This window comes from Geopseudomonas sagittaria, assembly GCF_900115715.1.
GTDB classification, from domain to species: Bacteria; Pseudomonadota; Gammaproteobacteria; order Pseudomonadales; family Pseudomonadaceae; genus Geopseudomonas; species Geopseudomonas sagittaria.
On record NZ_FOXM01000008.1, the window covers coordinates 59,172 to 85,578 of the forward strand.

At 68.7% G+C, this 26,407-nt stretch carries 26 protein-coding genes and 1 other RNA gene; 7 read left to right on the top strand and 20 right to left on the bottom strand.

Going from position 1 to position 26,407, the window contains the following annotated elements; translation table 11 throughout:
• Nucleotides 1-62: 62 nt before the first annotated feature.
• From BM297_RS11345 to BM297_RS11370, 6 genes are all read right to left on the bottom strand, one after another.
• Nucleotides 63-1,679, bottom strand: a complete 1,617-nt coding sequence (locus BM297_RS11345; protein ID WP_092431520.1) for an ABC transporter permease — start codon at nucleotides 1,677-1,679, stop codon at nucleotides 63-65.
• 155 nt (nucleotides 1,680-1,834) lie between these two features.
• Nucleotides 1,835-2,836, bottom strand: coding sequence for an extracellular solute-binding protein (locus tag BM297_RS11350; RefSeq protein ID WP_092431523.1), 1,002 nt, complete (start codon nucleotides 2,834-2,836; stop codon nucleotides 1,835-1,837).
• 76 nt (nucleotides 2,837-2,912) lie between these two features.
• On the bottom strand, nucleotides 2,913-4,163 hold the full coding sequence (locus BM297_RS11355) for a 2-octaprenyl-3-methyl-6-methoxy-1,4-benzoquinol hydroxylase (RefSeq protein ID WP_092431526.1): 1,251 nt from the start codon (nucleotides 4,161-4,163) through the stop codon (nucleotides 2,913-2,915).
• Between the two features lie 61 nt (nucleotides 4,164-4,224).
• On the bottom strand, nucleotides 4,225-5,430 hold the full coding sequence (gene ubiH / locus BM297_RS11360) for a 2-octaprenyl-6-methoxyphenyl hydroxylase (RefSeq protein WP_092431808.1): 1,206 nt from the start codon (nucleotides 5,428-5,430) through the stop codon (nucleotides 4,225-4,227).
• A gap of 4 nt (nucleotides 5,431-5,434) precedes the next feature.
• Nucleotides 5,435-6,769 (bottom strand): Xaa-Pro aminopeptidase, encoded by a 1,335-nt coding sequence (gene pepP / locus BM297_RS11365; RefSeq protein ID WP_092431528.1) that lies wholly within the window; start codon nucleotides 6,767-6,769, stop codon nucleotides 5,435-5,437.
• A gap of 22 nt (nucleotides 6,770-6,791) precedes the next feature.
• Nucleotides 6,792-7,355 (bottom strand): UPF0149 family protein, encoded by a 564-nt coding sequence (locus BM297_RS11370; RefSeq protein WP_092431531.1) that lies wholly within the window; start codon nucleotides 7,353-7,355, stop codon nucleotides 6,792-6,794.
• Nucleotides 7,356-7,499: 144 nt separating this feature from the next.
• Between BM297_RS11370 and BM297_RS11375 the strand changes: the two genes are divergently transcribed.
• From BM297_RS11375 to BM297_RS11390, 4 genes are all read left to right on the top strand, one after another.
• A complete protein-coding gene (locus BM297_RS11375) occupies nucleotides 7,500-7,709 on the top strand; it encodes a TIGR02449 family protein (protein WP_092431533.1) in 210 nt (69 codons plus the stop codon).
• The gene (locus tag BM297_RS11380) at nucleotides 7,706-8,017 is read left to right on the top strand and encodes a cell division protein ZapA (RefSeq protein WP_092431536.1); all 312 of its coding nucleotides are present in this window, start codon (nucleotides 7,706-7,708) and stop codon (nucleotides 8,015-8,017) included. Before BM297_RS11375 ends, BM297_RS11380 begins: the two co-directional genes overlap by 4 nt.
• A gap of 31 nt (nucleotides 8,018-8,048) precedes the next feature.
• A non-coding RNA gene (gene ssrS / locus BM297_RS11385) (6S RNA) lies at nucleotides 8,049-8,226 on the top strand.
• Between the two features lie 106 nt (nucleotides 8,227-8,332).
• On the top strand, nucleotides 8,333-8,986 hold the full coding sequence (locus BM297_RS11390; RefSeq protein ID WP_092431539.1) for a 5-formyltetrahydrofolate cyclo-ligase: 654 nt from the start codon (nucleotides 8,333-8,335) through the stop codon (nucleotides 8,984-8,986).
• A gap of 69 nt (nucleotides 8,987-9,055) precedes the next feature.
• Here the strand turns inward: BM297_RS11390 and BM297_RS22290 are convergent, their stop codons facing one another.
• The 5 genes from BM297_RS22290 to trxA form a co-directional block, all read right to left on the bottom strand.
• On the bottom strand, nucleotides 9,056-9,190 hold the full coding sequence (locus BM297_RS22290; protein WP_281250246.1) for a hypothetical protein: 135 nt from the start codon (nucleotides 9,188-9,190) through the stop codon (nucleotides 9,056-9,058).
• Between the two features lie 198 nt (nucleotides 9,191-9,388).
• Nucleotides 9,389-10,369 carry a CDP-6-deoxy-delta-3,4-glucoseen reductase gene (locus tag BM297_RS11395; protein ID WP_092431542.1) on the bottom strand — a complete coding sequence of 327 codons (981 nt, stop codon included), beginning with the start codon at nucleotides 10,367-10,369 and terminating at the stop codon, nucleotides 9,389-9,391.
• 76 nt (nucleotides 10,370-10,445) lie between these two features.
• Nucleotides 10,446-11,912: a 4-hydroxy-3-polyprenylbenzoate decarboxylase gene (ubiD, locus tag BM297_RS11400; protein WP_092431544.1), complete on the bottom strand. Its 1,467-nt coding sequence runs from the start codon at nucleotides 11,910-11,912 to the stop codon at nucleotides 10,446-10,448.
• A gap of 208 nt (nucleotides 11,913-12,120) precedes the next feature.
• Entirely contained in the window at nucleotides 12,121-13,380 is a 1,260-nt protein-coding gene (gene rho / locus BM297_RS11405) for a transcription termination factor Rho (RefSeq protein ID WP_092431547.1), read from the bottom strand.
• Nucleotides 13,381-13,608: 228 nt separating this feature from the next.
• Nucleotides 13,609-13,935, bottom strand: a complete 327-nt coding sequence (gene trxA, locus BM297_RS11410) for a thioredoxin TrxA (protein ID WP_090312661.1) — start codon at nucleotides 13,933-13,935, stop codon at nucleotides 13,609-13,611.
• A 203-nt stretch (nucleotides 13,936-14,138) separates the two neighbouring features.
• Here trxA and ppx point away from each other — a divergent pair, with 203 nt between their 5' ends.
• Nucleotides 14,139-15,641, top strand: coding sequence for an exopolyphosphatase (gene ppx, locus BM297_RS11415; protein WP_092431549.1), 1,503 nt, complete (start codon nucleotides 14,139-14,141; stop codon nucleotides 15,639-15,641).
• Between the two features lie 67 nt (nucleotides 15,642-15,708).
• Here the strand turns inward: ppx and ppk1 are convergent, their stop codons facing one another.
• Together ppk1 and hemB are read right to left on the bottom strand one after the other, a co-directional pair.
• Nucleotides 15,709-17,937: a polyphosphate kinase 1 gene (gene ppk1 / locus BM297_RS11420; RefSeq protein ID WP_092431552.1), complete on the bottom strand. Its 2,229-nt coding sequence runs from the start codon at nucleotides 17,935-17,937 to the stop codon at nucleotides 15,709-15,711.
• Between the two features lie 20 nt (nucleotides 17,938-17,957).
• The gene (gene hemB / locus BM297_RS11425) at nucleotides 17,958-18,971 is read right to left on the bottom strand and encodes a porphobilinogen synthase (protein WP_092431555.1); all 1,014 of its coding nucleotides are present in this window, start codon (nucleotides 18,969-18,971) and stop codon (nucleotides 17,958-17,960) included.
• A 256-nt stretch (nucleotides 18,972-19,227) separates the two neighbouring features.
• Here hemB and elbB point away from each other — a divergent pair, with 256 nt between their 5' ends.
• The gene (gene elbB, locus BM297_RS11430; RefSeq protein WP_092431558.1) at nucleotides 19,228-19,881 is read left to right on the top strand and encodes an isoprenoid biosynthesis glyoxalase ElbB; all 654 of its coding nucleotides are present in this window, start codon (nucleotides 19,228-19,230) and stop codon (nucleotides 19,879-19,881) included.
• Nucleotides 19,882-19,962: 81 nt separating this feature from the next.
• Here the strand turns inward: elbB and BM297_RS11435 are convergent, their stop codons facing one another.
• From BM297_RS11435 to BM297_RS11455, 5 genes are all read right to left on the bottom strand, one after another.
• Complete coding sequence (locus tag BM297_RS11435; protein WP_092431561.1) at nucleotides 19,963-20,421, bottom strand: YaiI/YqxD family protein; 459 nt, start codon at nucleotides 20,419-20,421, stop codon at nucleotides 19,963-19,965.
• A gap of 96 nt (nucleotides 20,422-20,517) precedes the next feature.
• Nucleotides 20,518-21,150, bottom strand: coding sequence for a LysE family transporter (locus BM297_RS11440; protein ID WP_092431564.1), 633 nt, complete (start codon nucleotides 21,148-21,150; stop codon nucleotides 20,518-20,520).
• Nucleotides 21,151-21,254: 104 nt separating this feature from the next.
• The gene (locus BM297_RS11445; protein ID WP_092431567.1) at nucleotides 21,255-22,013 is read right to left on the bottom strand and encodes a TerC family protein; all 759 of its coding nucleotides are present in this window, start codon (nucleotides 22,011-22,013) and stop codon (nucleotides 21,255-21,257) included.
• Between the two features lie 6 nt (nucleotides 22,014-22,019).
• Nucleotides 22,020-22,607, bottom strand: coding sequence for a mechanosensitive ion channel family protein (locus tag BM297_RS11450; protein ID WP_092431570.1), 588 nt, complete (start codon nucleotides 22,605-22,607; stop codon nucleotides 22,020-22,022).
• The gene (locus tag BM297_RS11455) at nucleotides 22,604-24,514 is read right to left on the bottom strand and encodes an ATP-binding cassette domain-containing protein (protein ID WP_092431576.1); all 1,911 of its coding nucleotides are present in this window, start codon (nucleotides 24,512-24,514) and stop codon (nucleotides 22,604-22,606) included. Before BM297_RS11455 ends, BM297_RS11450 begins: the two co-directional genes overlap by 4 nt.
• 65 nt (nucleotides 24,515-24,579) lie before the next feature.
• Between BM297_RS11455 and BM297_RS11460 the strand changes: the two genes are divergently transcribed.
• Nucleotides 24,580-25,068 carry a TIGR02444 family protein gene (locus tag BM297_RS11460; RefSeq protein WP_092431580.1) on the top strand — a complete coding sequence of 163 codons (489 nt, stop codon included), beginning with the start codon at nucleotides 24,580-24,582 and terminating at the stop codon, nucleotides 25,066-25,068.
• Here BM297_RS11460 and BM297_RS11465 read toward each other — a convergent pair.
• Both BM297_RS11465 and rsd read right to left on the bottom strand, forming a co-directional pair.
• Nucleotides 25,056-25,778: an AlgP family protein gene (locus BM297_RS11465; protein ID WP_139231053.1), complete on the bottom strand. Its 723-nt coding sequence runs from the start codon at nucleotides 25,776-25,778 to the stop codon at nucleotides 25,056-25,058. The two genes, BM297_RS11460 and BM297_RS11465, sit on opposite strands and share 13 nt — an antisense overlap.
• A gap of 98 nt (nucleotides 25,779-25,876) precedes the next feature.
• Nucleotides 25,877-26,335 (bottom strand): sigma D regulator, encoded by a 459-nt coding sequence (rsd, locus tag BM297_RS11470; protein WP_092431585.1) that lies wholly within the window; start codon nucleotides 26,333-26,335, stop codon nucleotides 25,877-25,879.
• Nucleotides 26,336-26,407: the final 72 nt, after the last annotated feature.

A 26,407-nucleotide genomic window follows, 5' to 3' on the forward strand; every position in this document is an offset into this window, starting at 1 on the left:
GGGCATTGTAGCCGCAAATCCGCCAACGGACATGCGGCCGGTCAGTCCAGTGCCCGCACCGCTCAGCCGTAGCGGCGCGCCGAGCGGCGGATCAGGCCGATCACCGGCAGCAGGCCGACCAGCACCAGGGTCAGCGCCGGCAGCGCCGCGCGTGCCCACTCGCCCTCGCTGGTCATCTCGAATACCCGCACCGCCAGGGTGTCCCAGCCGAACGGGCGCATCAGCAGGGTCGCCGGCATCTCCTTGAGCACGTCGACGAACACCAGCAGCGCCGCGCTGAGGGTCCCGGGCACCAGCAGCGGCAGGTAGACCCGGCGGAACAGCCGCACGCCGCCGACCCCCAGGCTGCGCGAGGCCTCCGGCAGCGACGGCCGGATGCGACCCAGGCTGCTCTCCAGCGGACCATGGGCCACCGCCATGAAGCGCACCAGGTAGGCCAGCAGCAGCGCGCTCAGACTGCCCAGCAGCAGCGGCTTGCCAGCGCCGCCCAGCGCCGTGGACAGGGGGATCACCAGCTCGCGGTCCAGCCAGCTGAAGGCCAGCATGATCGATACCGCCAGCACCGAGCCGGGCAGCGCGTAGCCGAGGTTGGCCAGACCGACCAGCGCCTGCATGCGCCGGGTCGGGGTCAGGCGGCGGGCGAAGGCCAGCAGCATGGCCAGCGTCACGGTGATCAGCGCGGCCAGGCCGCCCAGATACAGGGTATGCAGGATCAGGCCAAGATAGCGCTCGTCGAGATCGAAGCGCCCGCGCTGCCAGAACCAGGCCAGCAACTGCAGCATCGGGATGACGAAGGCGCACAGGAACACCAGGCTGCACCAGGCGCTGGCGGCCAGCGCCCTGGCGCCGCGCAGCGGGTACAGCGCCGCGCTGCGCGCGCGCTCGTTGCCGGGGCGGCTGGCGCCGCGGGCGCGACGCTCGACGTAGAGCAGCAGCATCACCGCCAGCAGCAGCAGGCTGGCCAGCTGGGTGGCGCTGGACAGGCTGTAGAAGCCGTACCAGGTCTTGTAGATGGCGGTGGTGAAGGTGTCGAAGTTGAACACCGACACCGCGCCGAAGTCGGCCAGGGTCTCCATCAGCGCCAGCGCCAGGCCGGCGCCGATGGCCGGGCGCGCCACCGGCAGGGCCACCCGCCAGAACGCCTGCCAGGGCGACAGGCCGAGCACCCGCGCCGCCTCCATCAGGCCCTTGCCCTGGGCGAGGAAGGCGGTGCGCGCCAGCAGATACACGTAGGGATAGAACACCAGCACCAGCACCACGATCACCCCGCCGGTGGAGCGTACCCGCGGCAGGCGCAGGCCGCTGCCGAACCACTCGCGCAGCAGCGTCTGCACCGGTCCGGCAAAATCCAGCAGGCCGACGAAGACGAAGGCCAGCACGTAGGCGGGGATGGCGAAGGGCAGCATCAGCGCCCAGTCCAGCCACTTGCGCCCCGGGAACTCGCACAGTGCGGTGAGCCAGGCCAGGCTGACGCCGAGCAGGGTCACGCCGACGCCGACGCCCAGCACCAGGCTCAGGGTATTGCCGAGCAGACGCGGCATCTGGGTGTCCCACAGGTGCTGCCAGATCTCGCCATCCACCTCGCCCCAGCTCAGCAACAGGACGCTGAGCGGCAGCAGGACCAGGGCGGCAATCGCCGCAGCGAGTGGATACCAGCGGCGTTGAGCGGAATGGGCCACGCAGACTCCTTGGCGGGCGGAACAGGAACGGGGCCGACTCCTAACTGCAAAAAGCATGCTCAAACGGCAAAAAGCATGCTCAAACAACGGCGGCCAAAACAAAAACGCCCCGGCTGGCGGACGGGGCGTCGAGTATAACCAAAGGCGGACGGGAATCAGTTCCAGCCGGCACGATCCATCAGGCGGATCGCCTCGGCCTGGCGCTTGCCGGCCACTTCCACCGGGATGCTGTCGGCCTTGAACTCGCCCCAGGCGGCCACTTCCTTGGAAGGCGCGACCTGCGGGTTGGCCGGGTATTCCTGGTTGACGCCGGCGAACACGCCCTGGGCTTCCGCGCTGGTCATCCACTCCAGCAGCTGCTGGGCGGCTTCGGCGTGCGGCGCATGCTTGGTCACGCCGGCGCCAGCCAGGTTGACGTGCACGCCGCGGTCGGCCTGGTTCGGCCAGAACAGCTTGGCCTTGAGGCCCGGCTGCTGCTGGTGCAGACGCCCGTAGTAGTAGGTGTTGACGATGCCGACATCGCACTGGCCGGCGTCGATGGCCTGGATCAGCGCGGTGTCGTCGGCGAACGGATCGGTGGCCAGGTTGGCGACCCAGCCCTTGACGATCTGCTCGGCCTTCGCGGCGCCGTGGGTCTCGATCAGGGTGGCGGTCAGCGACTGGTTGTAGACCTTCTTGCTCGAGCGCAGGCACAGGCGGCCGTCCCAGTTCTGGTCGGCCAGTGCCTCGTAGGTGCTCAGCTCGGCCGGCTTGACCCGCTCGGTGGAGTAGACGATGGTCCGCGCGCGCAGCGACAGGCCGGTCCAGGCGCCGGTGCTGGAGCGGTACTGGCTGGGGATGTTGGCGTCGATGACCTTGGACTGCAGCGGCTTGAGCACGCCTTCCTGCTCGGCCTGCCAGAGGTTGCCGGCGTCCACGGTGATCAGCAGGTCGGCCGGGGTGTTCTCGCCCTCGGCCTTCAGGCGCGCCAGCAGCGGCGCCTCCTTGTCGGTGATGAACTTGACCTTGACCCCGGTCTTGGCGGTGTACTGGTCGAATACCGGCTTGATCAGCTCGTCGATGCGCGCCGAATAGACCACGACTTCATCGGCGGCCTGCACGGTACCGGCCAGGGTGGTCAGCGCCAGGGCCGCCAGGATCTTCTTGTTTGCCTGCATGGAACACGCCTCGTACCAGGGTTGAGTTGAGCAAATGATAGTTAATCCCATTTAGCTTCTCAACCGCTAAGATTACTCAAGCGCGTCTTTTTTGATCCGCGTCAGTGGCGCACGCCCGGGCCAGCTCGGGCAGATCGCCGGAGAGGCCCAGCGCCTGGCGCACGAACAGGCCCTTGGCCTCGTGGTGGCCATTCATCAGGCGCAGGCCGGCATTGCGCAGCCAGCGCAGCGGCAGCGGGTCGGCCTGGAACAGGCGCTCGAAGCCCTCCATCGCCGCCATCATCGCCAGGTTGTGCGGCATGCGCCGGCGCTCGAAGCGGCCGAGCACGCGCACCTCGGCCAGCCGCTCGCCGCGCGCGCGGGCGTGCAGCAGCACCTCGGCGAGGGTCGCCGCATCGAGGAAACCGAGATTGACGCCCTGCCCGGCCAGCGGGTGGATGCTGTGCGCGGCATCGCCGATCAGCGCCAGCCCCGCCTCGACGTAGCGCTTGGCGTGGCGCTGGCGCAGCGGAATGCACAGGCGCGGATCGACCTCGAGCACCGCGCCCAGGCGCCGCTCGAAGGCGCGCTCCAGCTCGCCGGCAAACGCCGCGCTGTCCAGCGCCATCAGCCGCTCGGCCTCGCCCGGCGTGCACGACCAGACGATCGAGCACCAGTGGCGGTCGCCGTCGCGCTGCAGCGGAAGGAAGGCCAGCGGGCCGTCGTCGGTGAAGCGCTGCCAGGCGGTGGACTGGTGTTCTTTCTCGCAGCGCACGCTGGTGACGATGGCGTGGTGCAGGTAGTCCCACTCGCGGGTGGCGCAGCCGGCCAGGCGACGCACCGCGGACTGGGCGCCGTCGGCGGCGACCAGCAACGGCGCGCGCAGCTGGCGGCCGTCGGCCAGCTGCAGCAGCCAGCCCTCGCCGGAGCGGCGCAGCTGCTCCAGGCGCGCTGCGGCCAGCAGTTCGATGCCGCAACCCTGCAGGCGCTCGAGCAGGGCATCCTGCACCACACGGTTCTCGACGATGTGGCCGAGCACCTCGGCATGCACGCTGGCGGCGGAAAAGTGGATCTGCCCGGTGCCGGAACCGTCCCACACCTGCATCGCCCGGTAGGGCGTGGCCCGCCGCGCGGCGATGCCGTCCCAGGCGCCGAGGGCCTGGAGGATGCGCCGGCTGGCCTCGGACAGCGCACTGACCCGCGGCTCGAAGGGCGCGGTAGCGTCGAACGGCGCCAGCTCCAGCGTGCCGCCGTCCAGCAGCAGGATGCGCAGGCCGCTGTCCCTGAGGGCCAGGGCCAGCGCGCTGCCGACCATGCCGGCGCCGACGATGATCAGATCTGCTTGCATCTTCTTCGCTGCTCCTCGCGCCCTGCTGCCGGGCGGGTGAATCGGAAAGTGAACCCCCGGCTCAGGGCCGGGTGCCGAGGCCCATGGCCTGACGGGCGAACCAGTGCTTGGCCGGCGGGCACAGCTCCAGGCCGAGCAGGCCGAGGTTGCGCAGCCGCGCCAGGGCCGGGCGGTCGTTGGAGAACAGCCGGGTGACCCGGTCGGAAAAGCCCACGGTCAGCGTCTGGTCGAGGCGCTGGCGCGCCAGGTAGCCCTGCAGCAGGCTCAGGTCGCCCAGTTGCGCGCCATCCTGCAGCAGGGTCTCGGCCAGCGCCATGACGTCGCGCAAGGAAAGGTTGTAGCCCTGGCCGGCAATCGGATGCAGGCCGTGGGCGGCATTGCCGACCAGCACCAGGTGGCTGCGCACCTGCTCCTCGGCCTCGAGCAGGGCCAGCGGGTAGCTGTGTCGCGCACCGACCTTGCGCAACGTGCCCAGGCGGTAGCCGAACGTCTGCTGCAGTTCGCCGAGGAAGGCGCGCTCGTCGAGCGCCAGCAGGCGCGCGGCGTCGGCATCCGGGCGGGTCCAGACCAGCGCGCAGCGGTTGTCGCCCAGCGGCAGCAGGGCCATCGGCCCGTCCGCGGTGAAGCGCTCGAAGGCCACCCCGCCGTGCGGCTCGGCCGGGGTGAGGTTGGCGATCACCGCGGTCTGCCCATAGGGCGTGCGGCGCAGCCGGATGCCCAGCTGCTCGCGCAGGTCGGAGCGGCCGCCGTCGGCCAGCACCAGCAGCTCGCAGTCCAGCGGGCTGCCGTCGTCGAGGGTCAGCCGGTAGCCGCCGGCCTGCGCCCGCACCGCCTCGACCCGTGCCGGGCAGCGCCAGTCGATGCCGTCGGCATGCAGCGCCTGCCACAGGCAGTGACCGAGCCAGGCGTTTTCCACCACGTAGCCCAGCGCCGGCACGCCTTCCTCCTCGGCCGCCAGGCGCGCGGCGCCGAAACGGCCGCGCTCGGAGACCTGGATGCGGGTGATCGGCTCGGCGCGCTCGGCGATCGCCGGCCACAGGCCGAGACGCTCGTAGATCAGCCGGGTGCCCCAGGCCAGCGCCGAGCAGCGCGCGTCGTAGCTGGGCTGGAAGCCGTCGCCGGGGGCATAGGGCTCGATCAGGCTGATCTGCCAGCCCCGCGCCAGGGCGCCGCCCTGCTGCAGGGCCAGGGCCAGGCTGGCGCCGACCAGGCCGCCACCGACGATGGCGATGCGGCCGCTGCCGGCGGGATGTCCGCTAGCGCTCATCACCTCAGGCCGCCTGGCTGCGCGCGGCAGCCATCAGCGCCTCGATCTCGGCGACCGTCTTCGGCACGCCGCCGGTGAGAATCGCGCAGCCGTCCGGGGTCACCACCACGTCGTCCTCGATGCGCACACCGATGCCGCGCCAGCGCGCCTCGACCGCGTGGTTGTCGGGGGCGATGTAGATGCCCGGCTCGACGGTCATGCACATGCCCGGTTCCAGCTCGCGCCAGGTGCCGCCGATCTTGTAGTCGCCGACGTCGTGCACGTCCATGCCCAGCCAGTGGCCGGCGCGGTGCATGTAGAAGGGCTTGTAGGCCTCGTCCTCGATCAGCTCGTCGACCTCGCCGGCCAGCAGGCCGAGCTCCACCAGGCCGGCGGTGATCACCCGCAGCGTGGCCTCGTGGGCCTGGTTCCAGTGCTTGCCCGGGGCAATTTCGCCGAAGGCGGCTTCCTGGGCGCGGAGCACCAGCTCGTAGATGGCCTTCTGCTCGGCGGAGAAGGTGCCGCTGACCGGGAAGGTGCGGGTGATGTCGCTGGCGTAGCAGTCGATCTCGCAGGCCGCGTCGATCAGCACCAGATCGCCGTCCTTGAGCACGTCGTCGTTCTCGCGGTAGTGCAGGATGCAGGCATTGCGGCCGGCCGCGACGATCGAGCCGTAGGCCGGCAGCTTGGCGCCGCCCTTGCGGAACTCGTAGTCCAGCTCGGCCTCCAGGTGGTACTCGTACAGCCCGGCCCGACAGGCCTGCATGGCACGCACATGGGCGCGCGCGGAGATGTCCGCAGCCTCGCGCATCACCGCGACCTCGCCGGCCGACTTGATCAGGCGCATCTCGTGCAAGCGGTGGTCGAGGGCGACGAACTCGGTGGGCACCGTGGCGCCATGGCGTGCCTTGCTGCGCACGTCGTTGATCCAGCCGACCAGCTGGCGGTCGAACTCGGGGCTGACGCCCATGGCGTAGTAGACGCGCGAGAGGCCCGAGATCAGGCCGGGGAGGATCTCGTCGATGGCGCCGATGGCGAAGGCCTGGTCGGCGCCGTAGCTGCGCAGCGCGCCCTCCTGGCCGGCGCGCAGGCCCTCCCACAGCTCGCGCTCGGGATTGCGCTCGCGGCAGAACAGCACGTACTCGCCCTCTGCCCGCCCGGGGATCAGCGCCAGCACCGCCTCCGGCTCGGGGAAGCCGCTCAGGTACTGGAAGTCGCTGTCCTGGCGATAGGCCTGCTCGACGTCGCGGTTGCGGATCTGCACGGGCGCCGCCGGCAGCAGGGCGATGCTGCCCGGCTCCATCTGCTGCATCAGTGCATGGCGGCGACGGGCATACTCGGACGGGGCAATACGGGTCATGGGCGCGCCTCTCGGGGTCGGATCAGTGCAGGGAAGGTTTGGCGTCGGTCGCGGGTTTCACCGGCAGTCCGCCGCACTCGCTGAGCAGCAGCAGGGGCGCGACCCGCAGGTACTCCATGACCTCCATGTAGTCGGTCTCGGCGTCGTCCGAGTCCTCCAGCGACTCCTCGATGCGCGCGATGGCCGCCAGGTCCTGCAGCACCTCGTTGGCCTCGGCGGACAGCTTGCCCTGACGGGCGGTCAGGCCGAAACCGGTGAGAAAGCCCTGGCACCACTGGCCCAGCGCCGCAGCCCGCTCGGCCAGCGGCGCCTCGTCGGCCGGCAGCAGCAGGACCAGCGACAGCTCGCCGGCCTCCAGCTCGCTCTTGACCATGCCCTGCAGGCCGACCAGGGCCTGGCGCAGGCGCTCGTCGGGCGGCGTGTCGAGCAGCTCGCCGGCGGACGCCAGCCACAGGTCGGCATCGAAGCCGGCGCCGGCGCAGGTGCGCCCGAGCAGCAGGCCATGCAGCTCGGCGGGCGAAATGGACTGGCCGGCGGCGGTCAGCAGGGCAGAAAAAGCGGAATAGGCAGAAGCAGGCAGGGTCATGGCGGCTGGCGGAATGTCTGGATTCGAGGGACCCATGCTAGCACCGGCGCGCCGCCCAAGACCATGGCGCGGCCGGGTCCGGCCGCGCAAATGGCGGTTGTGTTGTATAGTCATTGAACCCTTCAGCGTCCCGAGCATGAGCCCATGGAAGACGCCGACCTCAACGCCCTGACGGCGAAGATCGATCAGCTGATCCGCCTGGCCGAGCGGCTGCGCACGGAAAACCACCAGCTGCGCAGCAGCGAGCGGCAGTGGCGCGAGGAACGCGCGCGCCTCATCGAACAGAACGAACTGGCCCGGCACACGGTCGAATCGATGATTTCGCGCCTCAAAGCCCTGGAGCAGGACTCATGACCCAGCCGCAAACCGTCACCGTGAAGATTCTCGACAAGGACTACCCCATCCACTGTCCGCCCCAGCAGCGCAGCAACCTGGAAAGCGCCGCACGCTATCTGGACGGCAAGATGCGCGAGATCCGCAACAGCGGCAAGGTGATCGGCGCCGACCGCATCGCCGTGCTCGCCGCCCTGAACATCGCCCACGAGCTGCTGCAGCACCAGGGCAGCAGCGCAAGCGCGGGCAACACCCACGAGCAGGTGCGCGAGCTGCTGGAAAAGGTCGACCGGGCGCTGCACGAGGAGGCGGGGCAACAGCAGGGATGACAAGCGCGGAGTTTGCGGTAAACTCACCCACAGCTCCCTGATGTGTTGGCCAGTTGGTGATGTCCCTGAGCCGATTCACACAACCCGGGGGTTGCGGCTGGAAGCCGGTGCGCATGTCCGCTCGACGGAAAGCCTTAACGCTTCCTGCAACCTCCACCTTGAACTTTCGGGTTCAAGGGCTAAGCCGACAGCGGCACCTTGGGGAGTCATCCTTCCTCCGGCTTCAGCGCCGCCTCCTCTCTGCGTACCCGCCCGTCAACCGGACGACTGCGCGCGCCCGTCAGTCGCCAACGACCCGAGCCGAGAACGCCCGCGATGATCCACGCCGACAGCCATTCCCGCCCTGCCCTGCGTCGCCTGCTGCGCGCCAAGCGGCGTGCCCTCACGCCGGCAGAGCAGCGCCAGGCGGCCCAGCGCCTGTACCGCCAACTGGCCCAGCACCCGCTGTTCCGCCGCGCCCGGCACGTCGCCCTGTACCTGCCCAACGATGGCGAGATCGATCCGCTGCTGCTGCAGCGCGAGGCGCAGCGCCGCGGCAAACAGATCTACCTGCCGCTGCTGGCCCGCTGGCCACGCACCCATATGCTGTTCCAGCGCATCGACGCCGGCGAGTCCCTGCAGCGCAACCGCTTCCGCATCGCTGAACCGCGTCCGCAGGCCAGCCGCCAGCGCCGGCCCTGGGCGCTCGACCTGTTGCTGCTGCCGCTGGTGGGCTTCGATGACGGCGGCGGCCGCCTGGGCATGGGCGGCGGCTTCTACGACCGTGCCCTGGCCTACCGACTGCGCCACCGCAACTGGCAGAAGCCGGTATTGCTCGGCCTGGCGCACGCCTGCCAGCAGGTCGACCGCCTGCCGCTGGAGAGCTGGGACGTGCCGCTGCACGCGACGGTGACCGACCGTGGCTGGCATGCCGGCTGTCGCCGGGAAGAACTGGAAGAGGCCCGCGCCGGCCAGCACCTGCGTCGTTAGGCACGGGGTAACCGGCGGCCGCGGCCGGCAGCCATCAGTGCCGCCGGCGCAGGTCGGAGCGGATAGGGGTCAGGGCTGACTGCTGTAGACCGCCGGCATATCGCCCGGCTTCGGCCACAGACTCTGCGCATAGCTGGTGGTGACCACGCCCAGGCCGAACAGGAAAACCAGAACCCAGAGCATGTCGGGTTTCTTGCGTTGCATCGATTGCCTCTCCCCTCGCAGGCAAGCTGAAGTGCACATCGCCGGCGCTTCTTTGGCGACCTGGCGGGCGGCTCGAGGCCGTGCTCGAGCGGGCGCATTCTCCGGCAAGTCCGCCAGGCATGCAATTTGTCCGTGCCACCGGCGGTCGGCAAATGCACTGCCTGCGACCGCCAGCACAATCGACGGGTGACCGACGCCTCAGGCCGGGCGCGGCGCGTAGGCAAACACGTCGGCGCGCATCTGCCGCGCGTCCATGCCGGCCGCGACCAGGGCATCCAGCGTGCCGTAGACCATCGCCGGCGAACCGCTGGCGTAGACGTGCAGCTCACTCAGGTCGGGAAAGTCGGCGCACACCGCCTGGTGCAGCAGGCCGCAGCGGCCGCTCCAGCCATCGTCCGGCTGCGGGTCGCTGACCACCGGATGCAGGAACAGGTTGGGCAGCCGCTGCCACTCTTCCCACACCGGCAGGCGATAGAACTCCTGCGGCCGCCGTACTCCCCAGTACAGGTGCACCGGATGGGCAAAGCCGGCGGCGCGGCAGTGCTCGATCAGGCTGTGCATCTGCGCCAGCCCGGTACCGGCGGCGAGCAGCAGCAAGGGACCCGCGGGCAGCTCGGCCAGATGACAGTCGCCGAACGGCAGCTGCACGCGGGCCAGCCCCTGACGGCGGATGAAGTCGAGCAGGCCGCGGGTGCTGGCGTCGCGGGCGAGGATGTGCAGCTCCAGCTCGCGGCCGCGGTGGGGTGCCGAGGCGATCGAGAAGGCCGCCTGGCTGCCGTCCTCGCGCTCGAGCAGCAGGTACTGGCCGGCGTGGTAGCGCGGCGGCTTGCCGGCCGGCGCGCGCAGGCGCAGGCGGAACACGTCGCCACCCACGGCGACACACTCGACCAGCTGGCAGGCCAGCCGGCGCCGCGGCAGCTCGCCGGGCGCCAGCACCCCGTCCCAGTGCAGCAGACAGTCTTCCAGCGGCTCGGCGACGCAGGTGAACAGCTCGCCATGGTCCAGCAGGGCGCCCTGCTGGCGCACGCGGCCGGCCACCAGCAGCGCGGCGCAGACGTGACAGTTGCCGTTGCGACAGCTCTGCGGGCAGTCGAAACCCAGCCGCCGCGCGCCGTCGAGGATGCGCTCGCCGGGCAGCAGTTCCAGGCTGAGACCGGAGGGTTGCAGGGTGATGCGCATGACGACTCCCGTTGCCAAGGTGGTGGTGACGCTCCCGCGCGCCGGCGGAGCACACGGTTCAATCTGAGCCGGCAGCTCAATCGATGCCGAGCTGGCTCCACAGCTCGTCGACACGCTTGACCACCGCCTCGTCCTTGACGATGGCGCGGCCCCACTCGCGATCGGTCTCGCCCGGCCACTTGTGGGTGGCGTCGAGCCCCATCTTGCTGCCCAGACCGGAGACCGGCGAGGCAAAGTCGAGGTAGTCGATCGGCGTGTTGTCGATCAGCACCGTGTCGCGCGAGGGATCCATGCGCGTGGTGATCGCCCAGATCACGTCGTTCCAGTCGCGGGCGTTGATGTCGTCGTCGGTGACGATGACGAACTTGGTATACATGAACTGGCGCAGGAACGACCACACGCCGAGCATCACCCGCTTGGCGTGACCGGGATACTGCTTCTTGATGGTCACCACCGCCATGCGGTACGAGCAGCCTTCCGGCGGCAGGTAGAAGTCGACGATCTCCGGGAACTGCTTCTGCAGGATCGGCACGAACACCTCGTTGAGCGCCACGCCGAGGATCGCCGGTTCATCCGGCGGACGGCCGGTGTAGGTGCTGTGGTAGATGGCATCGCGGCGCCGGGTGATGCGCTCGACGGTGAACACCGGGAAGCGGTCCACCTCGTTGTAGTAACCGGTATGGTCGCCGTAGGGGCCTTCGTCGGCCATCTCGCCGGGGTAGATGTGCCCCTCCAGGACCATCTCGGCAAACGCCGGCACCTGCAGATCCGAGCCGACCGCCTTGACCAGCTCGGTGCGCTGGCCGCGCAGCAGGCCGGCGAAGGCGTACTCGGACAGGGTATCCGGCACCGGGGTGACCGCGCCGAGGATGGTCGCCGGATCGGCGCCGAGGGCCACCGCCACCGGATAGGGACGGTCGGGGTACTTCAGGCACCACTCGCGAAAGTCCAGCGCGCCGCCGCGGTGGCTCAGCCAGCGCATGATCAGCTTGTTGCGGCCGATCACCTGCTGGCGGTAGATGCCGAGATTCTGCCGCTCCTTGTTCGGCCCCTTGGTGATGGTCAGGCCCCAGGTGATCAGCGGCGCCACATCGCCCGGCCAGCAGTGCTGGATCGGCAGCTTGCCAAGGTCGACGTCGTCGCCCTCCTCGATCACTTCCTGGCACGGCGCGTCCTTGAGCACCTTGGGCGCCATGGCCAGCACCTTGCGGAAGATCGGCAGCTTGGACCAGGCATCCTTGAGCCCCTTGGGCGGCTCCGGCTCCTTGAGGAAGGCCAGCAGCTTGCCGATCTCGCGCAGCTCCGACACCTCCTCGGCGCCCATGCCCAGCGCCACGCGCCGCGGCGTGCCGAACAGGTTGCCGAGCACCGGCATCTGGAAGCCGGTGGGGTTCTCGAACAGCAGCGCCGGGCCGCCCTTGCGCAGGGTGCGGTCGCAGATTTCGGTCATTTCCAGCACAGGGGAGACCGGCGCCTGGATGCGCTTGAGTTCGCCGCGCGTCTCCAGGCCGCGAATGAATTCGCGCAGGTCGCGATACTGCATGCTTGAGCCTCGGTGGGACTGTCGAAGGCGCAGAGTCTAGCGCCGAACGGCGCCCGGCAGAAACAGCAAGAAACCGCCTGCAGGGGCGGACTCGTTCGCCTTGGCGAAACCTGCAGGCGAATGAATTCGCCCCGCCCCCCGTACCACCGTACAGAAACGACAACGGCCGGGATGACCGGCCGTTGTCTGCAGATCCAGGGCAGAGCGCTTACTTGCGCTTCATCGACTGGAAGAACTCCTCGTTGGTCTTGGTATCCTTCAGACGATCGAGGAGGAATTCGATCGCGGAGATCTCGTCCATCGGATGGAGAATCTTGCGCAGGATCCAGATGCGCTGCAGCTCCTCCTCCGTGGTCAGCAGCTCTTCGCGGCGGGTACCGGAGCGGTTGATGTTGATCGCCGGGAACACGCGCTTTTCGGCGATCTTGCGGTCCAGCTGCAGCTCCATGTTGCCGGTGCCCTTGAACTCCTCGTAGATCACCTCGTCCATCTTCGAGCCGGTTTCCACCAGCGCGGTGGCGATGATGGTCAGGCTGCCGCCCTCCTCGATGTTGCGCGCGGCACCGAAGAAGCGCTTGGGCTTCTCCAGGGCGTGGGCGTCGACACCACCGGTGAGCACCTTGCCGGAGCTGGGGATCACGGTGTTGTAGGCGCGCGCCAGACGGGTGATCGAGTCGAGCAGGATGACCACGTCCTTCTTGTGCTCGACCAGGCGCTTGGCCTTCTCGATCACCATCTCGGCGACCTGCACGTGGCGGGTCGGCGGCTCGTCGAAGGTCGAGGCGACCACTTCGCCGCGCACGGTGCGCTGCATCTCGGTCACTTCTTCCGGACGCTCGTCGATCAGCAGGACAATCAGGTGGCAATCGGGGTTGTTGCGGGTGATGTTGGCCGCGATGTTCTGCAGCATGATGGTCTTGCCCGCCTTCGGCGGGGCGACGATCAGGCCGCGCTGGCCCTTGCCGATCGGCGCGCAGAGGTCGATCACCCGGCCGGTGAGGTCCTCGGTGGAGCCGTTGCCGGCCTCCATCCTCAGGCGCTTGTTGGCGAACAGCGGGGTGAGGTTCTCGAACAGGATCTTGTTCTTCGCGTTTTCCGGTCGATCATAGTTGATGGTGTCGACCTTGAGCAGCGCGAAGTAGCGCTCGCCTTCCTTCGGCGGGCGGATCTTGCCGACGATGGTGTCGCCGGTGCGCAGGTTGAAGCGGCGGATCTGGCTGGGCGAGACGTAGATGTCGTCCGGGCCGGCCAGGTAGGAAGAGTCCGCGCTGCGCAGGAATCCGAAACCATCCTGCAGGATCTCCAGCACGCCATCCCCGGAGATTTCCTCACCGCTTTTCGCGTGCTTTTTCAGCAGGGCGAAGATGATGTCCTGCTTGCGCGACCGGGCCATGTTTTCCAGGCCCATCTGGTCGGCCATTTCCAGCAGTTCGGGAATCGGCTTTTGCTTGAGTTCAGTCAGGTTCATAGGATGAGGTACATCGGGGGAGAGAAGGAAAGCGTTGAGCTCGGGAGGCCGCGCCGCAGGAAGACGGCAGGTTCACTGCGCGAATCCGGGCGAGAGGGCGGCGGCGACGGCATGCAGGAAGCAGTCGGATAATGACTGCAGCCCGAATTTATCACTGCATTCGTTGCAGAGTCTAGACGGCACGCAGAAAAAACCCCGTACTGGGACGGGGTTATTCAGGCCTCGGGTTCAGATGTTGCTGTCGAGGAAGGCCGCCAGCTGGGACTTGGACAGGGCGCCGACCTTGGTGGCCTCGACGTTGCCGTTCTTGAACAGCATCAGGGTCGGAATACCGCGCACGCCGTACTTCGGCGGGGTGTCCTGATTCTCGTCGATGTTCAGCTTGCACACGGTGAGCTTGCCCTGGTAGTCCTTGGCGATCTCATCCAGCACCGGGGCAATCATCTTGCACGGACCACACCACTCGGCCCAATAGTCGACCAGTACCGGGCCGTCGGCCTTGAGCACGTCCTGCTCGAAGCTGGCGTCGGTGACGTTGGTGATGAATTCGCTCATGGGGGTTCTCCGTGATTCGGATGCGAAAAAAATGACGGGCCATGATAGCCCCACTCGCTGGCAACCGGAAGGCACAGGCGATTGGCAATGGCTATGACTGAGGTCAACGGCGCCTATCGCCGAGGCCGTCGACGTAACCTGCAGCGGACGCTATTGCTCTATCATGGCAGGATTCTGCCGTTTTGCTGCGAGAAGCACCGACCATGCCGCACACCCCTGCCGAAGCCTTTCCCCTGATCGCCGCCATCGATATCGGCTCCAACAGCATCCACATGGTGCTGGCCCGCGTCGACCAGGGCGAGATCCGCCTGCTCGAACGCCTGGGCGAGAAGGTGCAGCTGGCCGCCGGCCTCGACGAGCAGCGCAACCTCGACGAGGCGGCGATGACCCGCGGCCTCGACTGCCTGCGCCGCTTCGCCCAGCTGATCCAGGGCCTGCCGCAGGGCGCGGTGCGCGTCGTCGCCACCAACGCGCTGCGCGAGGCGCGCAACCGCGCGGTGTTCATCCGCCGCGCCGAGGAACTGCTCGGCCACCAGGTGGAAGTGGTCTCCGGCCGCGAGGAAGCGCGCCTGATCCACCTCGGCGTGTCGCACAGCCTGCCGGTGGCCGAGGGCAAGCGCCTGGTGGTGGACATCGGCGGCGGCAGCACCGAGTTCATCATCGGCGAGCGCTTCGAGTCGCTGCTGCGCGAGAGCCAGCAGATGGGCTGCGTCAGCTACAGCAAGCGCTTCTTCGCCGACGGCAAGCTGAGCCTGGCACGCTACGCCCAGGCCTACACCTCCGCACGCCTGGAGCTGATGAGCTTCGAACAGGCGGTGCGCCGGCTCGGCTGGAACGAGGCGGTCGGCTCCTCCGGCACCATCCGCGCCATCAGCCTGGCGATCCAGGCCGGCGGCCAGGGCAACGGCGAGATCACCCCGGCCGGCCTGGCCTGGCTCAAGCGCAAGATCCTCAAGTGCGACAACCTTGCCGAGCTGGCCATCGACGGCGTCAAGGCCGACCGCCAGGCGATCCTGCCGGCGGGCCTGGCGATCCTCGAGGCGACCTTCGACGCCCTGGAGATCCAGTCGATGATCCACGCCGAGGGCGCCCTGCGCGAGGGCGTGCTGTACGACATGATCGGCCGGCAGAGTCACGAGGACGTGCGCGAGCGCACCCTGTCGGCGCTGATGGAGCGCTGCCACGTCGACCTCGAGCAGGCCGCGCGGGTCGAAACCAAGGCGCTGTCGATCCTCGCCCAGGTGGCCGAGCCCTGGGGCCTCAACGACGACTGGCACCGCGAGCTGCTGTCGTGGGGGGCCAAGGTGCACGAGATCGGCCTGGACATCGCCCACTACCACTACCACAAGCACGGCTCCTACATCCTCGAGCACGCCGACCTGGCCGGCTTCTCGCGCCTCGACCAGCAGATGCTCGCCCTCTTGGTGCGCGGCCACCGCCGCAACATCCCGGTGGAGCGCTTCGCCGAGTTCGGCGAGGAAGGCGAGCGCTTGGTGCGCCTGTGCATCGTGCTGCGCTTCGCCATCCTGTTCCACCACATCCGCGGCACCCAGGAAATGCCCGAGGTGCAGTTCCACGCCGGCCCGCGCAGCCTGGAGGCGGTATTCCCCGCCGGCTGGCTGGCCGCCAACCCGCTGACCGAGGCCGACATCGAGGCCGAGGCGCAGTGGCTGGCGCGGGTGGGCTACCGGCTCAGCGGGCGCTGAGCGCGGCGCAACGCAAAAGGGGCGGCCCCGCAAGGAGCCGCCCCTTTTTTCGTTGCGCCGTGGCGGATCAGCGCGCCGACAGCACCGGGCTGCTGAGCTTCTCGACCATCAGCGCCTGGGCGTTGCGCGGGTTCTGGTTGCCGCTGGGCTGCAGGCGCTGGTAGCGACCGTCGCTCTGCAGCACCCAGGCCTGGGTATTGTCGGCCAGGTAGGCTTCCAGCTCCTTCTTCACCCGGGTGATCAGCTTCTTGCCTTCCAGCGGGAAGCAGGTCTCCACGCGCTTGTCGAGGTTGCGCTCCATCCAGTCGGCGCTGGACAGGTACAGCTGCTCGTCGCCGCCATTGAGGAAGTAGTAGGCGCGGCTGTGCTCGAGGAAGCGGCCGATGATCGAGCGCACATGGATGTTGTGCGACACCCCGACAATCCCCGGACGCAGGCAGCACATGCCGCGCACGATCAGGTCGATGCGCACCCCGCACTGGCTGGCCTTGTACAGCGCCTTGATCACCTTGGGATCGGTCAGCGAGTTCATCTTGGCGATGATGTGCGCCGGCTTGCCCTCGCTGGCGTGCTGCGCCTCGCGGGCGATCATGTCGAGCAGGGTCTTCTTCAGGGTGAAGGGCGCGTGCAGCAGCTTCTTCATGCGCAGGCTCTTGCCCATGCCGATCAGCTGGTTGAACAGCTTGGAAACGTCCTCGCACAGGGCGTCGTCGGAGGTCAGCAGGCTGTAGTCGGTGTACAGCCGCGCGTTGCCGGCGTGGTAGTTGCCGGTACCCAGATGGGCGTAACGCACCAGCTCGCCGTTCTCGCGGCGCAGGATCAGCATCATCTTGGCATGGGTCTTGAAGCCGACCACGCCGTAGATCACCACCGCACCGGCCTGCTGCAGGCGGCTGGCCAGGGCCAGGTTGGACTCCTCGTCGAAGCGCGCGCGCAGCTCGATCACCGCGGTGACCTCCTTGCCGCTGCGCGCCGCGTCGACCAGCGCGTCGACGATCTCCGAGTTGGCGCCGGTGCGGTACAGGGTCTGCTTGATCGCCAGGACGTGGGGATCCTTGGCCGCCTGGCGCAGCATGTCGACCACCGGGGTGAACGACTCGAACGGGTGGTAGAGCAGCACGTCCTGCTTGCCGACCACGTTGAACAGCTTCTCGCTGCTCTGCAGCAGCTTGGGAATCACCGGGGTCAGCGGCGGATACTGCAGGGCGCGCTGGCTTTCCAGACCGGTGATCGAGAACAGCCGGGTCAGGTTGACCGGGCCGTTGACCCGGTACAGCTCGGACTCGGCCAGACCGAACTGCTTGAGCAGGTAGTCGACCAGGTTCTGCGGGCAGTTGTCGGCCACCTCGAGGCGTACCGCATCGCCGAAGCGGCGCGAGAACAACTCGCCACGCAGCGCACGCGCCAGGTCCTCGACGTCCTCGGCGTCCACCGACAGATCGGCGTTGCGGGTCAGGCGGAACTGGTAGCAGCCCTTGACGCTCATGCCGTGGAACAGGTCGTCGGCGTGGGCGTGGATCATCGAGGAGAGGAACACGAAGTTGTCGCCGGGACCGCCGACCTCCTCCGGCACGCGGATCACCCGCGGCAGCAGGCGCGGCGCCGGCAGGATGGCCAGGCCGGAATCGCGGCCGAAGGCGTCGATGCCTTCCAGCTCGACGATGAAGTTCAGGCTCTTGTTGACCAGCAGCGGGAACGGGTGGGTCGGGTCGAGGCCGATCGGCGTCATGATCGGCGCGATCTCCTCGCGGAAATAGCGGCGCACCCAGGTCTTGATCTTGGCGGTCCAGTTGCGCCGGCGGATGAAGCGGATCTGGTGCTGCTCCAGCGCCGGCAGCAGCACGTCGTTGAGGATCGCGTACTGACGATCGACCTGCTCGTGGACCAGCTCGCTGATCCGCGCCAGCACCTGATGCGGCTGCAGGCCGTCGGCGCCAGCCAGTTCGCGGGCGAAGGCGACCTGCTTCTTCAGGCCGGCGACGCGGATCTCGAAGAATTCGTCGAGGTTACTGGAGAAGATCAGCAGGAACTTCAGGCGCTCGAGCAGCGGGGTGGCCTCGTCGAGCGCCTGCTCCAGGACGCGGATGTTGAACTTCAGCTGCGACAGCTCGCGGTGGATGTACAGGCTGCTGTCGTCCAGCCCCGGCACCGGAGCCGGCGCCTCGACGGATTCCGCTGCCGCCTCGGGCTGCGCCTCGGCGCTGACCGGCAGCGCGGCCTCATCCGCCTCGGCGAGCAGGGCAGGTGCAACCGGCTGTTCCGGCAGTTCGCTATCGATCAGTCCTGGATTGTTCATTGCTTCTTCCTGCAGGGCCTTCAGCCCTGTTGTTTCAACAGTTGTGCCGCACGCTTGGCGAAATAGGTGAGGATGCCATCGGCCCCGGCGCGCTTGAACGCGACCAAAGACTCGAGGATCACCGCTTCGCTCAGCCAGCCATTCTGGATCGCCGCCATGTGCATGGCGTACTCGCCGCTGACCTGATAGACAAAGGTCGGCGCGCGGAATTCATCCTTCACCCGACGGACGATGTCGAGGTAGGGCATGCCCGGCTTGACCATCACCATGTCGGCGCCCTCGGCCAGGTCCGCGGCCACTTCGTGCAGCGCCTCGTCGCCGTTGGCCGGGTCCATCTGGTAGGTGTTCTTGCTGCCCTTGCCGAGGTTGCCGGCCGAGCCGACCGCATCGCGGAACGGGCCGTAGTAGGCACTGGCGTACTTGGCCGAGTAGGCCATGATGCGCACGTTGGGATGCTCGGCGACTTCCAGCGCCTCGCGGATCGCCTGGATGCGCCCGTCCATCATGTCCGAGGGCGCCACCACCTGGGCGCCGGCCTCGGCGTGCGACAGCGCCTGCTTGACCAGCGCATCGACGGTGACGTCGTTCTGCACGTAGCCGCTGTCGTCGAGGATGCCGTCCTGGCCGTGGGTGGTGAACGGGTCGAGAGCCACGTCGGTGATGATGCCCAGCTCCGGAAAACGCGTGCGCAGGGCGCGGGTGGCGCGCTGCGCCAGGCCGTCCGGGTTCCAGGCTTCCTCGGCGAGCAGCGACTTCTTCTCCGCCGGGGTGACCGGGAACAGCGCCAGCGCCGGGATGCCCAGCGCCACGCACTCGGCCGCCTCTTCGAGCAGCAGGTCGATGGACAGGCGCTCGACCCCCGGCATCGATGGCACCGCCTCGCGGCGCTTCTCGCCCTCCAGCACGAACACCGGCAGGATCAGGTCGTCGGCGGTCAGCACGTTCTCGCGCACCAGGCGGCGGGAGAAGTCGTCGCGACGATTGCGGCGCAGGCGGGTGGCGGGGAACAGGCGATTGGCGGGGGTAAAGCTCACGGCGCACTCCAGGGCCCGGACAACGGGCGCAGCTTGACAGTCTATGAAGCAATTATGACGAATATGAGACAGCGTGACCCGCCGCACAGTTGCCGACGCGGGCGCTTCAGCGCCCTACCATAGCCCGCCAGCGCCCTCCTCGGCCACTGATGCATGGCCGCCGCCCCCCGCTTGCGGCTAGGATTGAGGATATTCCCCTGCCGCCTGCGCCGGATGCCCTGGCGCGGGCCTGCAAGACCACCAAGGAGTGTCCACCATGAGCAAGAAGGTTGCCGTGATCCTGTCCGGCTGCGGCGTCTACGACGGCGCCGAGATCCACGAAAGCGTGATTGCCCTGCTGCGCCTGAGCCAGCGCGGCGCCCAGGTGCAGTGCTTCGCTCCGGACATCCCCCAGCACCACGTGATCAACCATCTGACCGGAGCGGAAAGCGGCGAGAGCCGCAACGTGCTGGTCGAGTCGGCACGCATCGCCCGCGGCCAGATCCACGACGTGCGCGAACTCAAGGCCGCCGACTTCGACGCGCTGGTGATCCCCGGCGGTTTCGGCGCGGCGAAGAACCTCTGCGACTTCGCCTTCAAGGGCGCCAGCTGCGCAGTGCAGCCCGACGTGCTGGCCGCCGCCCGCGACTTTGCCGCCGCGCACAAGCCGGTCGGCCTGATCTGCATCGCCCCGGCGATGGCCGCACGGATCTACGGCGCCGGCGTGCACTGCACCATCGGCCACGACCCGGACACCGCCGCCAAGCTGACCGACATGGGCGCCGAACACATCGACTGTGCGGTCGACGACATCGTCGAGGACCCGCAGCGCAAGCTGGTCACTACCCCGGCCTACATGCTGGCCAAGTCGCTGGCCGAGGCGGCCAGCGGGATCAACAAGCTGATCGACCGGGTGCTCGAGCTGGCCTGATCGGTCGCGACCGTCCCGCCGGGGGGCGCAGGATTCGCCGGTTTGCCGCGTCGTGGACCCGGGGCGCGGATGAATCCGCGCCTACTCGGCCTTGCGCGCCAGCACGCCGAGCAGGCGATCCAGCGCGTTGGCAAAGGCCTGGCGGTCCTTCTCGCCATAGGCCGCCTGGCCGCCGCCGACCTGGCCCTGTTCGCGCAGGTCGGTGAACAGGTTGCGCACCGCCAGGCGCTCGCCCATGTTGCGCTCGTCGAACTCGCGGCCGCGCGGGTCCAGCGCGGCCACGCCCTTCTTCACCAGGCGGTCGGCCAGCGGCACATCCGAGCAGATCACCAGCTCGCCGGGCAGCGCGTGCTCGACCAGGTAGTCGTCGGCGGCGTCCGGCCCGCTGGGCACCACGATCAGGCGCACGCAGGCGAACGCCGGCTTGACCTGGCTCTGCCCGGCCACCAGCACCACCTCGAACTTGCGCTTCAAGGCGAACTTCACCACCAGATCCCGCGCCGCCCGCGGGCAGGCGTCGGCATCGATCCACACACGCATCAATGGTCATTCTCCTGTGGGTTGAACCAGGCCGGCATGCTAGCGCCAGCCACAGCGACACGGACGTCAACAGCCGCCGCAGCGGACCCGGACAGATCAGGCCGGCGTGCGGCGCACCAGCGCCAGCAATCCGGCCGCGGCGACGAACAGGCTGGCGAAGGTGCGGTTGAGCAGACGCTGCTGGCGCGGCGTGCGCAGCAGGCGCAGGACCCGCGCGGCCAGGCCGGTATAGCCGGCCATCACCAGCAGGTCGACGCCGATCATGGTCGCCGCCATCAGCAGGTACTGGGCCAGCAGCGGCCGCGCCGGATCGAGGAACTGCGGCAGCACGGCGAGGATGAACACGATCGCCTTGGGGTTGCTGGCGTTGACCACGAAGCCGCGCAGCACCAGGCTCAGCGGCCGACCCAGCGGGCGCACCGCGCTGGCGTCGGCCAGCTCGCCTACCGGGGCGCGCCACTGCTTCCAACCCAGATACGCCAGGTAGGCCACGCCGAACCACTTGATCACGGCGAAGGCCAGTTCCGAGGTGGCGAGGATGGCGCCGACCCCGGCGGCGACGATGGCGATCTGCAGGGCCAGCGCCAGCTGCAGGCCGACGGCGTTCCAGTAGCCGCGACGGAAGCCGTAGTTGAGGCCGCTGGACATCGAGGCGATGGCGCCGGCGCCGGGCGACAGGCTGATCACCCAACAGGCGGCGAAGAAGGCGAGCCAGGTTTGCAGGGCCATGGATGAACTCTCCGGTGGCGAATGGCGGAAACGACGCCGGCCCATCACGGGCCGGCGCGACTACAGCAGGCATGCGGGCAGGCCTCAGCCTGTCCCGCCAGCACTCAGTCCGGCAGGTCCTTGTGCAGCTTGACCGGCTCGTTGAGCTTGCGCTTCATCGCGGTGCGCACGCGGATGTTGAGCGCCTCGACGGCCAGCGAGAAGGCCATGGCGAAGTAGACGTAGCCCTTCGGCACGTGAATCTCGAAGGACTCGGCCACCAGCAGGGTGCCGACCACGATGAGGAACGACAGGGCGAGCATCTTCAGCGACGGATGCTTGTCGATGAAGTCGCTGATGGTGCCGGCGGCCATCATCATCACCAGCACGGCGATGACGATCGCGGCGATCATCACCGGCACGTCCGACACCAGACCGACGGCGGTGATCACCGAGTCCAGCGAGAAGATGATGTCGATCACCGCGATCTGCAGGATCACGCCCATGAAGCCGGCCTTCTTCTTGCCGTCCGGCTGGCTCTCGTCCACCTCGCCCTCGACGCTGTGCCAGATTTCCATGGTGCTCTTGAACAGCAGGAACAGGCCGCCGAAGAACAGGATCAGGTCGCGCCCGGACACGCCCTGCTCGAACACGGTGAACAGGTCGGCGGTCAGGCGCATCACCCAGGCGATCGACAGCAGCAGCAGGATGCGCGTGCCCATGGCCAGCGCCAGGCCGAAGAAGCGCGCCTTGGGCTGCTGCTCCTTGGGCAGGCGGCCGACCAGGATCGAGATGAAGATGATGTTGTCGATGCCGAGGACAATTTCCAGGGCAGTCAGGGTAAGGAAAGCAACCCAGATTTCCGGGTTAGAGAGCCATTCCATGAGGGGTCACGTCTCGTTGTGGGTGGGGATTGGGGTTGGATGCTCGGCCGCGCGCCAGCGGCGCACGACCTTCTGGAAGAACAGGCTGTTGGGGATCTGCACCAGGGCAGCGGTACCGGCCTCGGCGTCCTCTTCCAGGGTGGTGTACAGCAGGTTGATGGCGATCACCCGGCCCTTGGCGCCGGGCTTGTCGGCGGCCTCCAGCACCTCGACCCGGTCGCCGAGGCGAAACGGGCCGACAGTGAAGATCAGCACCGCGCAGAACAGGTTGGACAGCACGCTCCACACGGCGAAGAAGGCCACCGCGGCGACCGCGACGAAGCCGGAAAACGCCGCCCACAGCACCCCGGCGGAGACACCGAGGTGCTCGAGGGCGAGCAGCAGCGCGCTGCCCATGATCAGCCAGCGCAGGGCGCCACGCAGCGGCAGCAGCAGCTCGGCGGGCAGTTGCTGGTAACGCCGGGCGAGGCGGCTCAGGCCGCGCGCCACCAGGCGCTGCAGCACGTAGCCGGCGAGCAGGATCAGCAACAGCTGCACGCCGAGCAGCAGCGTTTCGCTCCACTCGCCCAGCCACTGCGCCAGCCAGGCTTTCACGCCGCGCCGCCCAGCTCGGCTTCCAGCGCCTCGAGCTGCTCCAGGGCCAGCAGCCAGGCCTCTTCCAGCTCGGCCTCGCGTTGCTTGAGGGTGGCCTGCTCGGCCAGCAGGCCACGCAGTTCGTCCTTGCGCGCCGACTCGTACAGCGCGCTGTCGCCCAGACGGGTTTCCAGTGCGGCGAGCTGCTCGTGCACGCCGCCGAGGTCCTTTTCCAGCTTGTCGGCCTGGCGCTTGAGCGGCGCCAGCTGCTGGCGCAGCACCGCGGCGGCCTGGCGCTGGGCGCGCTTGTCGGTCTTGTCGGCGCTCGGCGCGCTGTCGACCACCGGCTGCTGGCGGACACGGTAGTCGACCAGCCAGCGGCTGTAGTCCTCGAGGTCGCCGTCGAAGGCCTGCACGCGGCCGTCGGCCACCAGCAGGAACTCGTCGGTGGTGCTCTTCAGCAGGTGACGGTCGTGGGATACCACCAGCACCGCGCCCTCGAAGTCCTGCAGGGCCATGGTCAGCGCCAGGCGCATCTCCAGATCGAGGTGGTTGGTCGGTTCGTCGAGCAGCAGCAGGTTGGGCTTCTGCCAGGCGATCAGCGCCAGCGCCAGGCGCGCCTTCTCGCCGCCGGAGAAATTCAGCACCGGCTCGTCGCAGCGATTGCCGCGGAAGTCGAAACCGCCGAGGAAGTCGCGCAGGACCTGCTCGCGCTCGCCGGCGGCGATGCGCTGCAGGTGCAGCAGCGGGCTGGCCTGGGGGTCCAGCGAGTCCAACTGGTGCTGGGCGAAGTAGCCGACCGCCAGGTTCTCGCCGCGGGTCAGCCGCCCGCCCAGCGGCTCCAGCTCGCCGGCCAGGGTCTTGATCAGGGTCGACTTGCCGGCGCCGTTGGGGCCGAGCAGGCCGATGCGCGCGCCGGGCACCAGCTGCAGCTTGACCTTGTCGAGCACGGTCTTGTCGCCGTAGCCGAGGCGCCCCTCGGCCAGATCCAGCAGCGGGCTGGACACCTTGTCGGCCTCGCGGAACACGAAGTCGAACGGCGAATCGATGTGCGCCGGGGCCAGCTCCTCGAGACGCTCCAGCGCCTTGATGCGGCTCTGCGCCTGACGGGCCTTGCTGGCCTTGGCCTTGAAGCGGCGGATGAAGTCTTCCATGTGCGCGCGCTGCGCCTGCTGCTTCTCGTAGGCCTGCTGCTGCTGGGCCAGGCGTTCGACGCGGGTGCGCTCGAAGGCCGAGTAGCCGCCGCGATACAGGTTGAGTTTCTGCTGCTCGAGGTGCACCACGTGGTCGACCACCGCATCGAGGAAGTCGCGGTCGTGGGAAATCAGCAACAGGGTACCGGGGTAACCTTTCAGCCAGCTTTCCAGCCAGAGGATGGCATCGAGGTCGAGGTGGTTGGTCGGCTCGTCGAGCAGCAGCAGCTCGGACGGGCACATCAGCGCCTGCGCCAGGTTGAGGCGCATGCGCCAGCCGCCGGAGAAGTCGCCGACCGCCTGCTCCATCTGCGCCGGCAGGAAGCCGAGGCCGGCCAGCAGCTTGCGCGCGCGGGCGTCGGCGTCGTAACCGGAGGCCACGTCCAGCTCGTGGTGCAGGTGGGCAATCGCACTGCCGTCATGGGCCGCCTCGGCGACCGCCAGCTCGCGCTGGATGCGCCGCAGCTGCTGGTCGCCGTCGAGCACGTAGTCCACCGCGCGACGCTCGAGGGTGTCGACCTCCTGGCGCATGTGCGCCACGCGCCAGTCCGGCGGCAGCTGGCAATCGCCGCCGTCGGCGCTCAGCTCGCCACGCAACAGGGCGAACAGACTGGATTTGCCGGCACCGTTGGCGCCGACGAGACCGACCTTCTGGCCGGGGTGCAGGGTCAGCTCGGCGCCATCGAGCAGGCGCTGCGGGCCACGCTGCAGGGTAAGATTCTGGAGTCGGATCATGATCGTGGGACTGGATTCTGCGGTGGCGAAGTTTACCAGCTTCCAGACCGCGCCCGGAGAACAGCATGCAGCAATCGTTGTGGGATTTCGCCGTCGCCCTGTACGCCCGGCCCGGCGTCGCCGAGGCCTGCCTGCGCCGGCAGGACGAAGAGGGGGCGGATGTCTGCCTGCTATTGGCCGCGCTTTGGCTGGAGCAGCGCGGCGTCGCCGACAGCGCCACGCGGGTGGCACAACTGGAGCGCCTGGCCAGGCCCTGGCAGGCCGGCGTCAGCGGGGCGTTGCGCCAGCTGCGCCGGGCGTGGAAGAGCGCCGCCGCGGAGGATGCCGAGCTGGCCGAACTGCGCCGCCAGCTGGCGACCCTCGAGCTGCAGGCCGAGCGCATCCTGCTCGCGCGCCTGGAGACGCTGAGCGCCGCCTGGCCGGCCGATGCGCGGACCGCGGGGTGCTGGCTCGAGCGCCTGGACCCCGGCCGCAGCGATGGCAACCCGGCGCTTCGCGCAGCAGCCCATGCGCTGCTGCGCGAAGCGGCAAGGGCGCTCGGCTACTTCTGCTGAGGCGTCGGCTTGGCAGGCGTCGCGGCGCTGGCCGGCTTGCGCGGCGCGCGCGGGGTCGCGGGCTTGCTCGGGCTGGCCGGCTTGGTCGCGGCAGGGGTCGCCGGGGCACGCTTGCGCGCCGGCTTGGTCGCTGCCGGCGCCGCGGCGATCGGAGCGGCGGGAGCCGCAGGCTGAGCGGCCGCCTTGCTGGCCGCCGGCGCACGCCGCGTGCGCGGAGGCTTGACCACGGCGGTCGGCGCGGCTGCCGCCGGGGCCGCTGCCCGTGGAGCGCGCGGCTTGCTGGCGGCGGCCACCTTGGTGCCCTCCACCTCGCGGCGGGCGAGCAGCGCGCCGACCGCTTCCTTGACCTTGCCGACCCCCTGGGCCAGATGCAGGCTCTGCTCGGCGTCGGCCTTCAGGCCGGCGATGTAGGCACGGGTTTCCGCCTGACGCTGCTTGAGGGTATCGAGCAGCTCCTCGATCTCGACGATGCTGGCCCGCGCCCTGGTCTGCGCCTTGGCCTTGCCCTCGGCAGCCGCCGCTTCGAGCCGGGCACCGGCCTTGTGCAGCTTGTCCTGGGCCTTGCTGCGCTGCTTCTCCAGTTTGGCCAGCAGCTTCTCGGCATCCACCAGCGCCTGACTGCAGGCCTGCTCCAGATGCTCCAGCAGACTGTGGGACAGTTGCTGCAGCAAGTGCAGCGGGGTGGGGACCGGCTTTTTCCTGGTTGCCATGAAGACGCCTCCGGGCGATGAGTGTCACCCCATACTAGCCCCCCCGGCGTGCCACATCCAGACGGACGGCACGTCCACGCCCGGCAGCGGGTCTGCCGTCAGGCCGGAGAGGCCTGGCGATGCGCGTTGTGCAGCACCTCGATCAGGCAATCCTCCAGCTCGAAGCGCTGCTCCAGCAGCTGGCCGAGGCGCGTCAGCTCGTGAACCAGGCCGGCGCTCTCGCGACAGTCGCCGTTGTCGCAGCGGTCGTTGAAGTCGAGCATCACCGCGGTGCTGGCCTCGATCTGCGGAAAGACCTTGGCCGCCAGGCTCAGCGCCTGCTCGTCGCCGAAGGCGCGCGCTTCGCTGAGCAGCTGTTCGTAGATTTCGAAATGGCCGGCGGAGACGTAGTCCATCAGCTGGGCGCAGAAGTCTTCCAGCAGCGGGCCGCTGGCCTGCGGGCGAGCGTTGAGATCCTGGAAGGCGCTGACCAGCTGGTGCCGGCACTGCAGCCAGCGATCCAGCAGCAGATGAACCCCACCCCAGCGTTCCTGGGCACTGCGACAATTCTCGAGCATGGTATTCCTCGCTTCCCGCGTTGGACGATGTTGTTATGCGCAAGGGAAAACGATGCCACCCGGCATCGCCTC

Excerpts from the sequence above, each read along its gene's own strand:
- BM297_RS11350 (WP_092431523.1), bottom strand. The coding sequence starts at position 2,836 with ATGCAGGCAAACAAGAAGATCCTGGCGGCCCTGGCGCTGACCACCCTG.
- BM297_RS11355 (WP_092431526.1), bottom strand. The coding sequence starts at position 4,163 with ATGCAAGCAGATCTGATCATCGTCGGCGCCGGCATGGTCGGCAGCGCG.
- ubiH (WP_092431808.1), bottom strand. The coding sequence starts at position 5,430 with ATGAGCGCTAGCGGACATCCCGCCGGCAGCGGCCGCATCGCCATCGTC.
- pepP (WP_092431528.1), bottom strand. The coding sequence starts at position 6,769 with ATGACCCGTATTGCCCCGTCCGAGTATGCCCGTCGCCGCCATGCACTG.
- BM297_RS11370 (WP_092431531.1), bottom strand. The coding sequence starts at position 7,355 with ATGACCCTGCCTGCTTCTGCCTATTCCGCTTTTTCTGCCCTGCTGACC.
- BM297_RS11375 (WP_092431533.1), top strand. The coding sequence starts at position 7,500 with ATGGAAGACGCCGACCTCAACGCCCTGACGGCGAAGATCGATCAGCTG.
- BM297_RS11380 (WP_092431536.1), top strand. The coding sequence starts at position 7,706 with ATGACCCAGCCGCAAACCGTCACCGTGAAGATTCTCGACAAGGACTAC.
- BM297_RS11390 (WP_092431539.1), top strand. The coding sequence starts at position 8,333 with ATGATCCACGCCGACAGCCATTCCCGCCCTGCCCTGCGTCGCCTGCTG.
- BM297_RS22290 (WP_281250246.1), bottom strand. The coding sequence starts at position 9,190 with ATGCAACGCAAGAAACCCGACATGCTCTGGGTTCTGGTTTTCCTGTTC.
- BM297_RS11395 (WP_092431542.1), bottom strand. The coding sequence starts at position 10,369 with ATGCGCATCACCCTGCAACCCTCCGGTCTCAGCCTGGAACTGCTGCCC.
- ubiD (WP_092431544.1), bottom strand. The coding sequence starts at position 11,912 with ATGCAGTATCGCGACCTGCGCGAATTCATTCGCGGCCTGGAGACGCGC.
- rho (WP_092431547.1), bottom strand. The coding sequence starts at position 13,380 with ATGAACCTGACTGAACTCAAGCAAAAGCCGATTCCCGAACTGCTGGAA.
- trxA (WP_090312661.1), bottom strand. The coding sequence starts at position 13,935 with ATGAGCGAATTCATCACCAACGTCACCGACGCCAGCTTCGAGCAGGAC.
- ppx (WP_092431549.1), top strand. The coding sequence starts at position 14,139 with ATGCCGCACACCCCTGCCGAAGCCTTTCCCCTGATCGCCGCCATCGAT.
- ppk1 (WP_092431552.1), bottom strand. The coding sequence starts at position 17,937 with ATGAACAATCCAGGACTGATCGATAGCGAACTGCCGGAACAGCCGGTT.
- elbB (WP_092431558.1), top strand. The coding sequence starts at position 19,228 with ATGAGCAAGAAGGTTGCCGTGATCCTGTCCGGCTGCGGCGTCTACGAC.
- BM297_RS11435 (WP_092431561.1), bottom strand. The coding sequence starts at position 20,421 with ATGCGTGTGTGGATCGATGCCGACGCCTGCCCGCGGGCGGCGCGGGAT.
- BM297_RS11440 (WP_092431564.1), bottom strand. The coding sequence starts at position 21,150 with ATGGCCCTGCAAACCTGGCTCGCCTTCTTCGCCGCCTGTTGGGTGATC.
- BM297_RS11445 (WP_092431567.1), bottom strand. The coding sequence starts at position 22,013 with ATGGAATGGCTCTCTAACCCGGAAATCTGGGTTGCTTTCCTTACCCTG.
- BM297_RS11455 (WP_092431576.1), bottom strand. The coding sequence starts at position 24,514 with ATGATCCGACTCCAGAATCTTACCCTGCAGCGTGGCCCGCAGCGCCTG.
- BM297_RS11460 (WP_092431580.1), top strand. The coding sequence starts at position 24,580 with ATGCAGCAATCGTTGTGGGATTTCGCCGTCGCCCTGTACGCCCGGCCC.
- BM297_RS11465 (WP_139231053.1), bottom strand. The coding sequence starts at position 25,778 with ATGGCAACCAGGAAAAAGCCGGTCCCCACCCCGCTGCACTTGCTGCAG.
- rsd (WP_092431585.1), bottom strand. The coding sequence starts at position 26,335 with ATGCTCGAGAATTGTCGCAGTGCCCAGGAACGCTGGGGTGGGGTTCAT.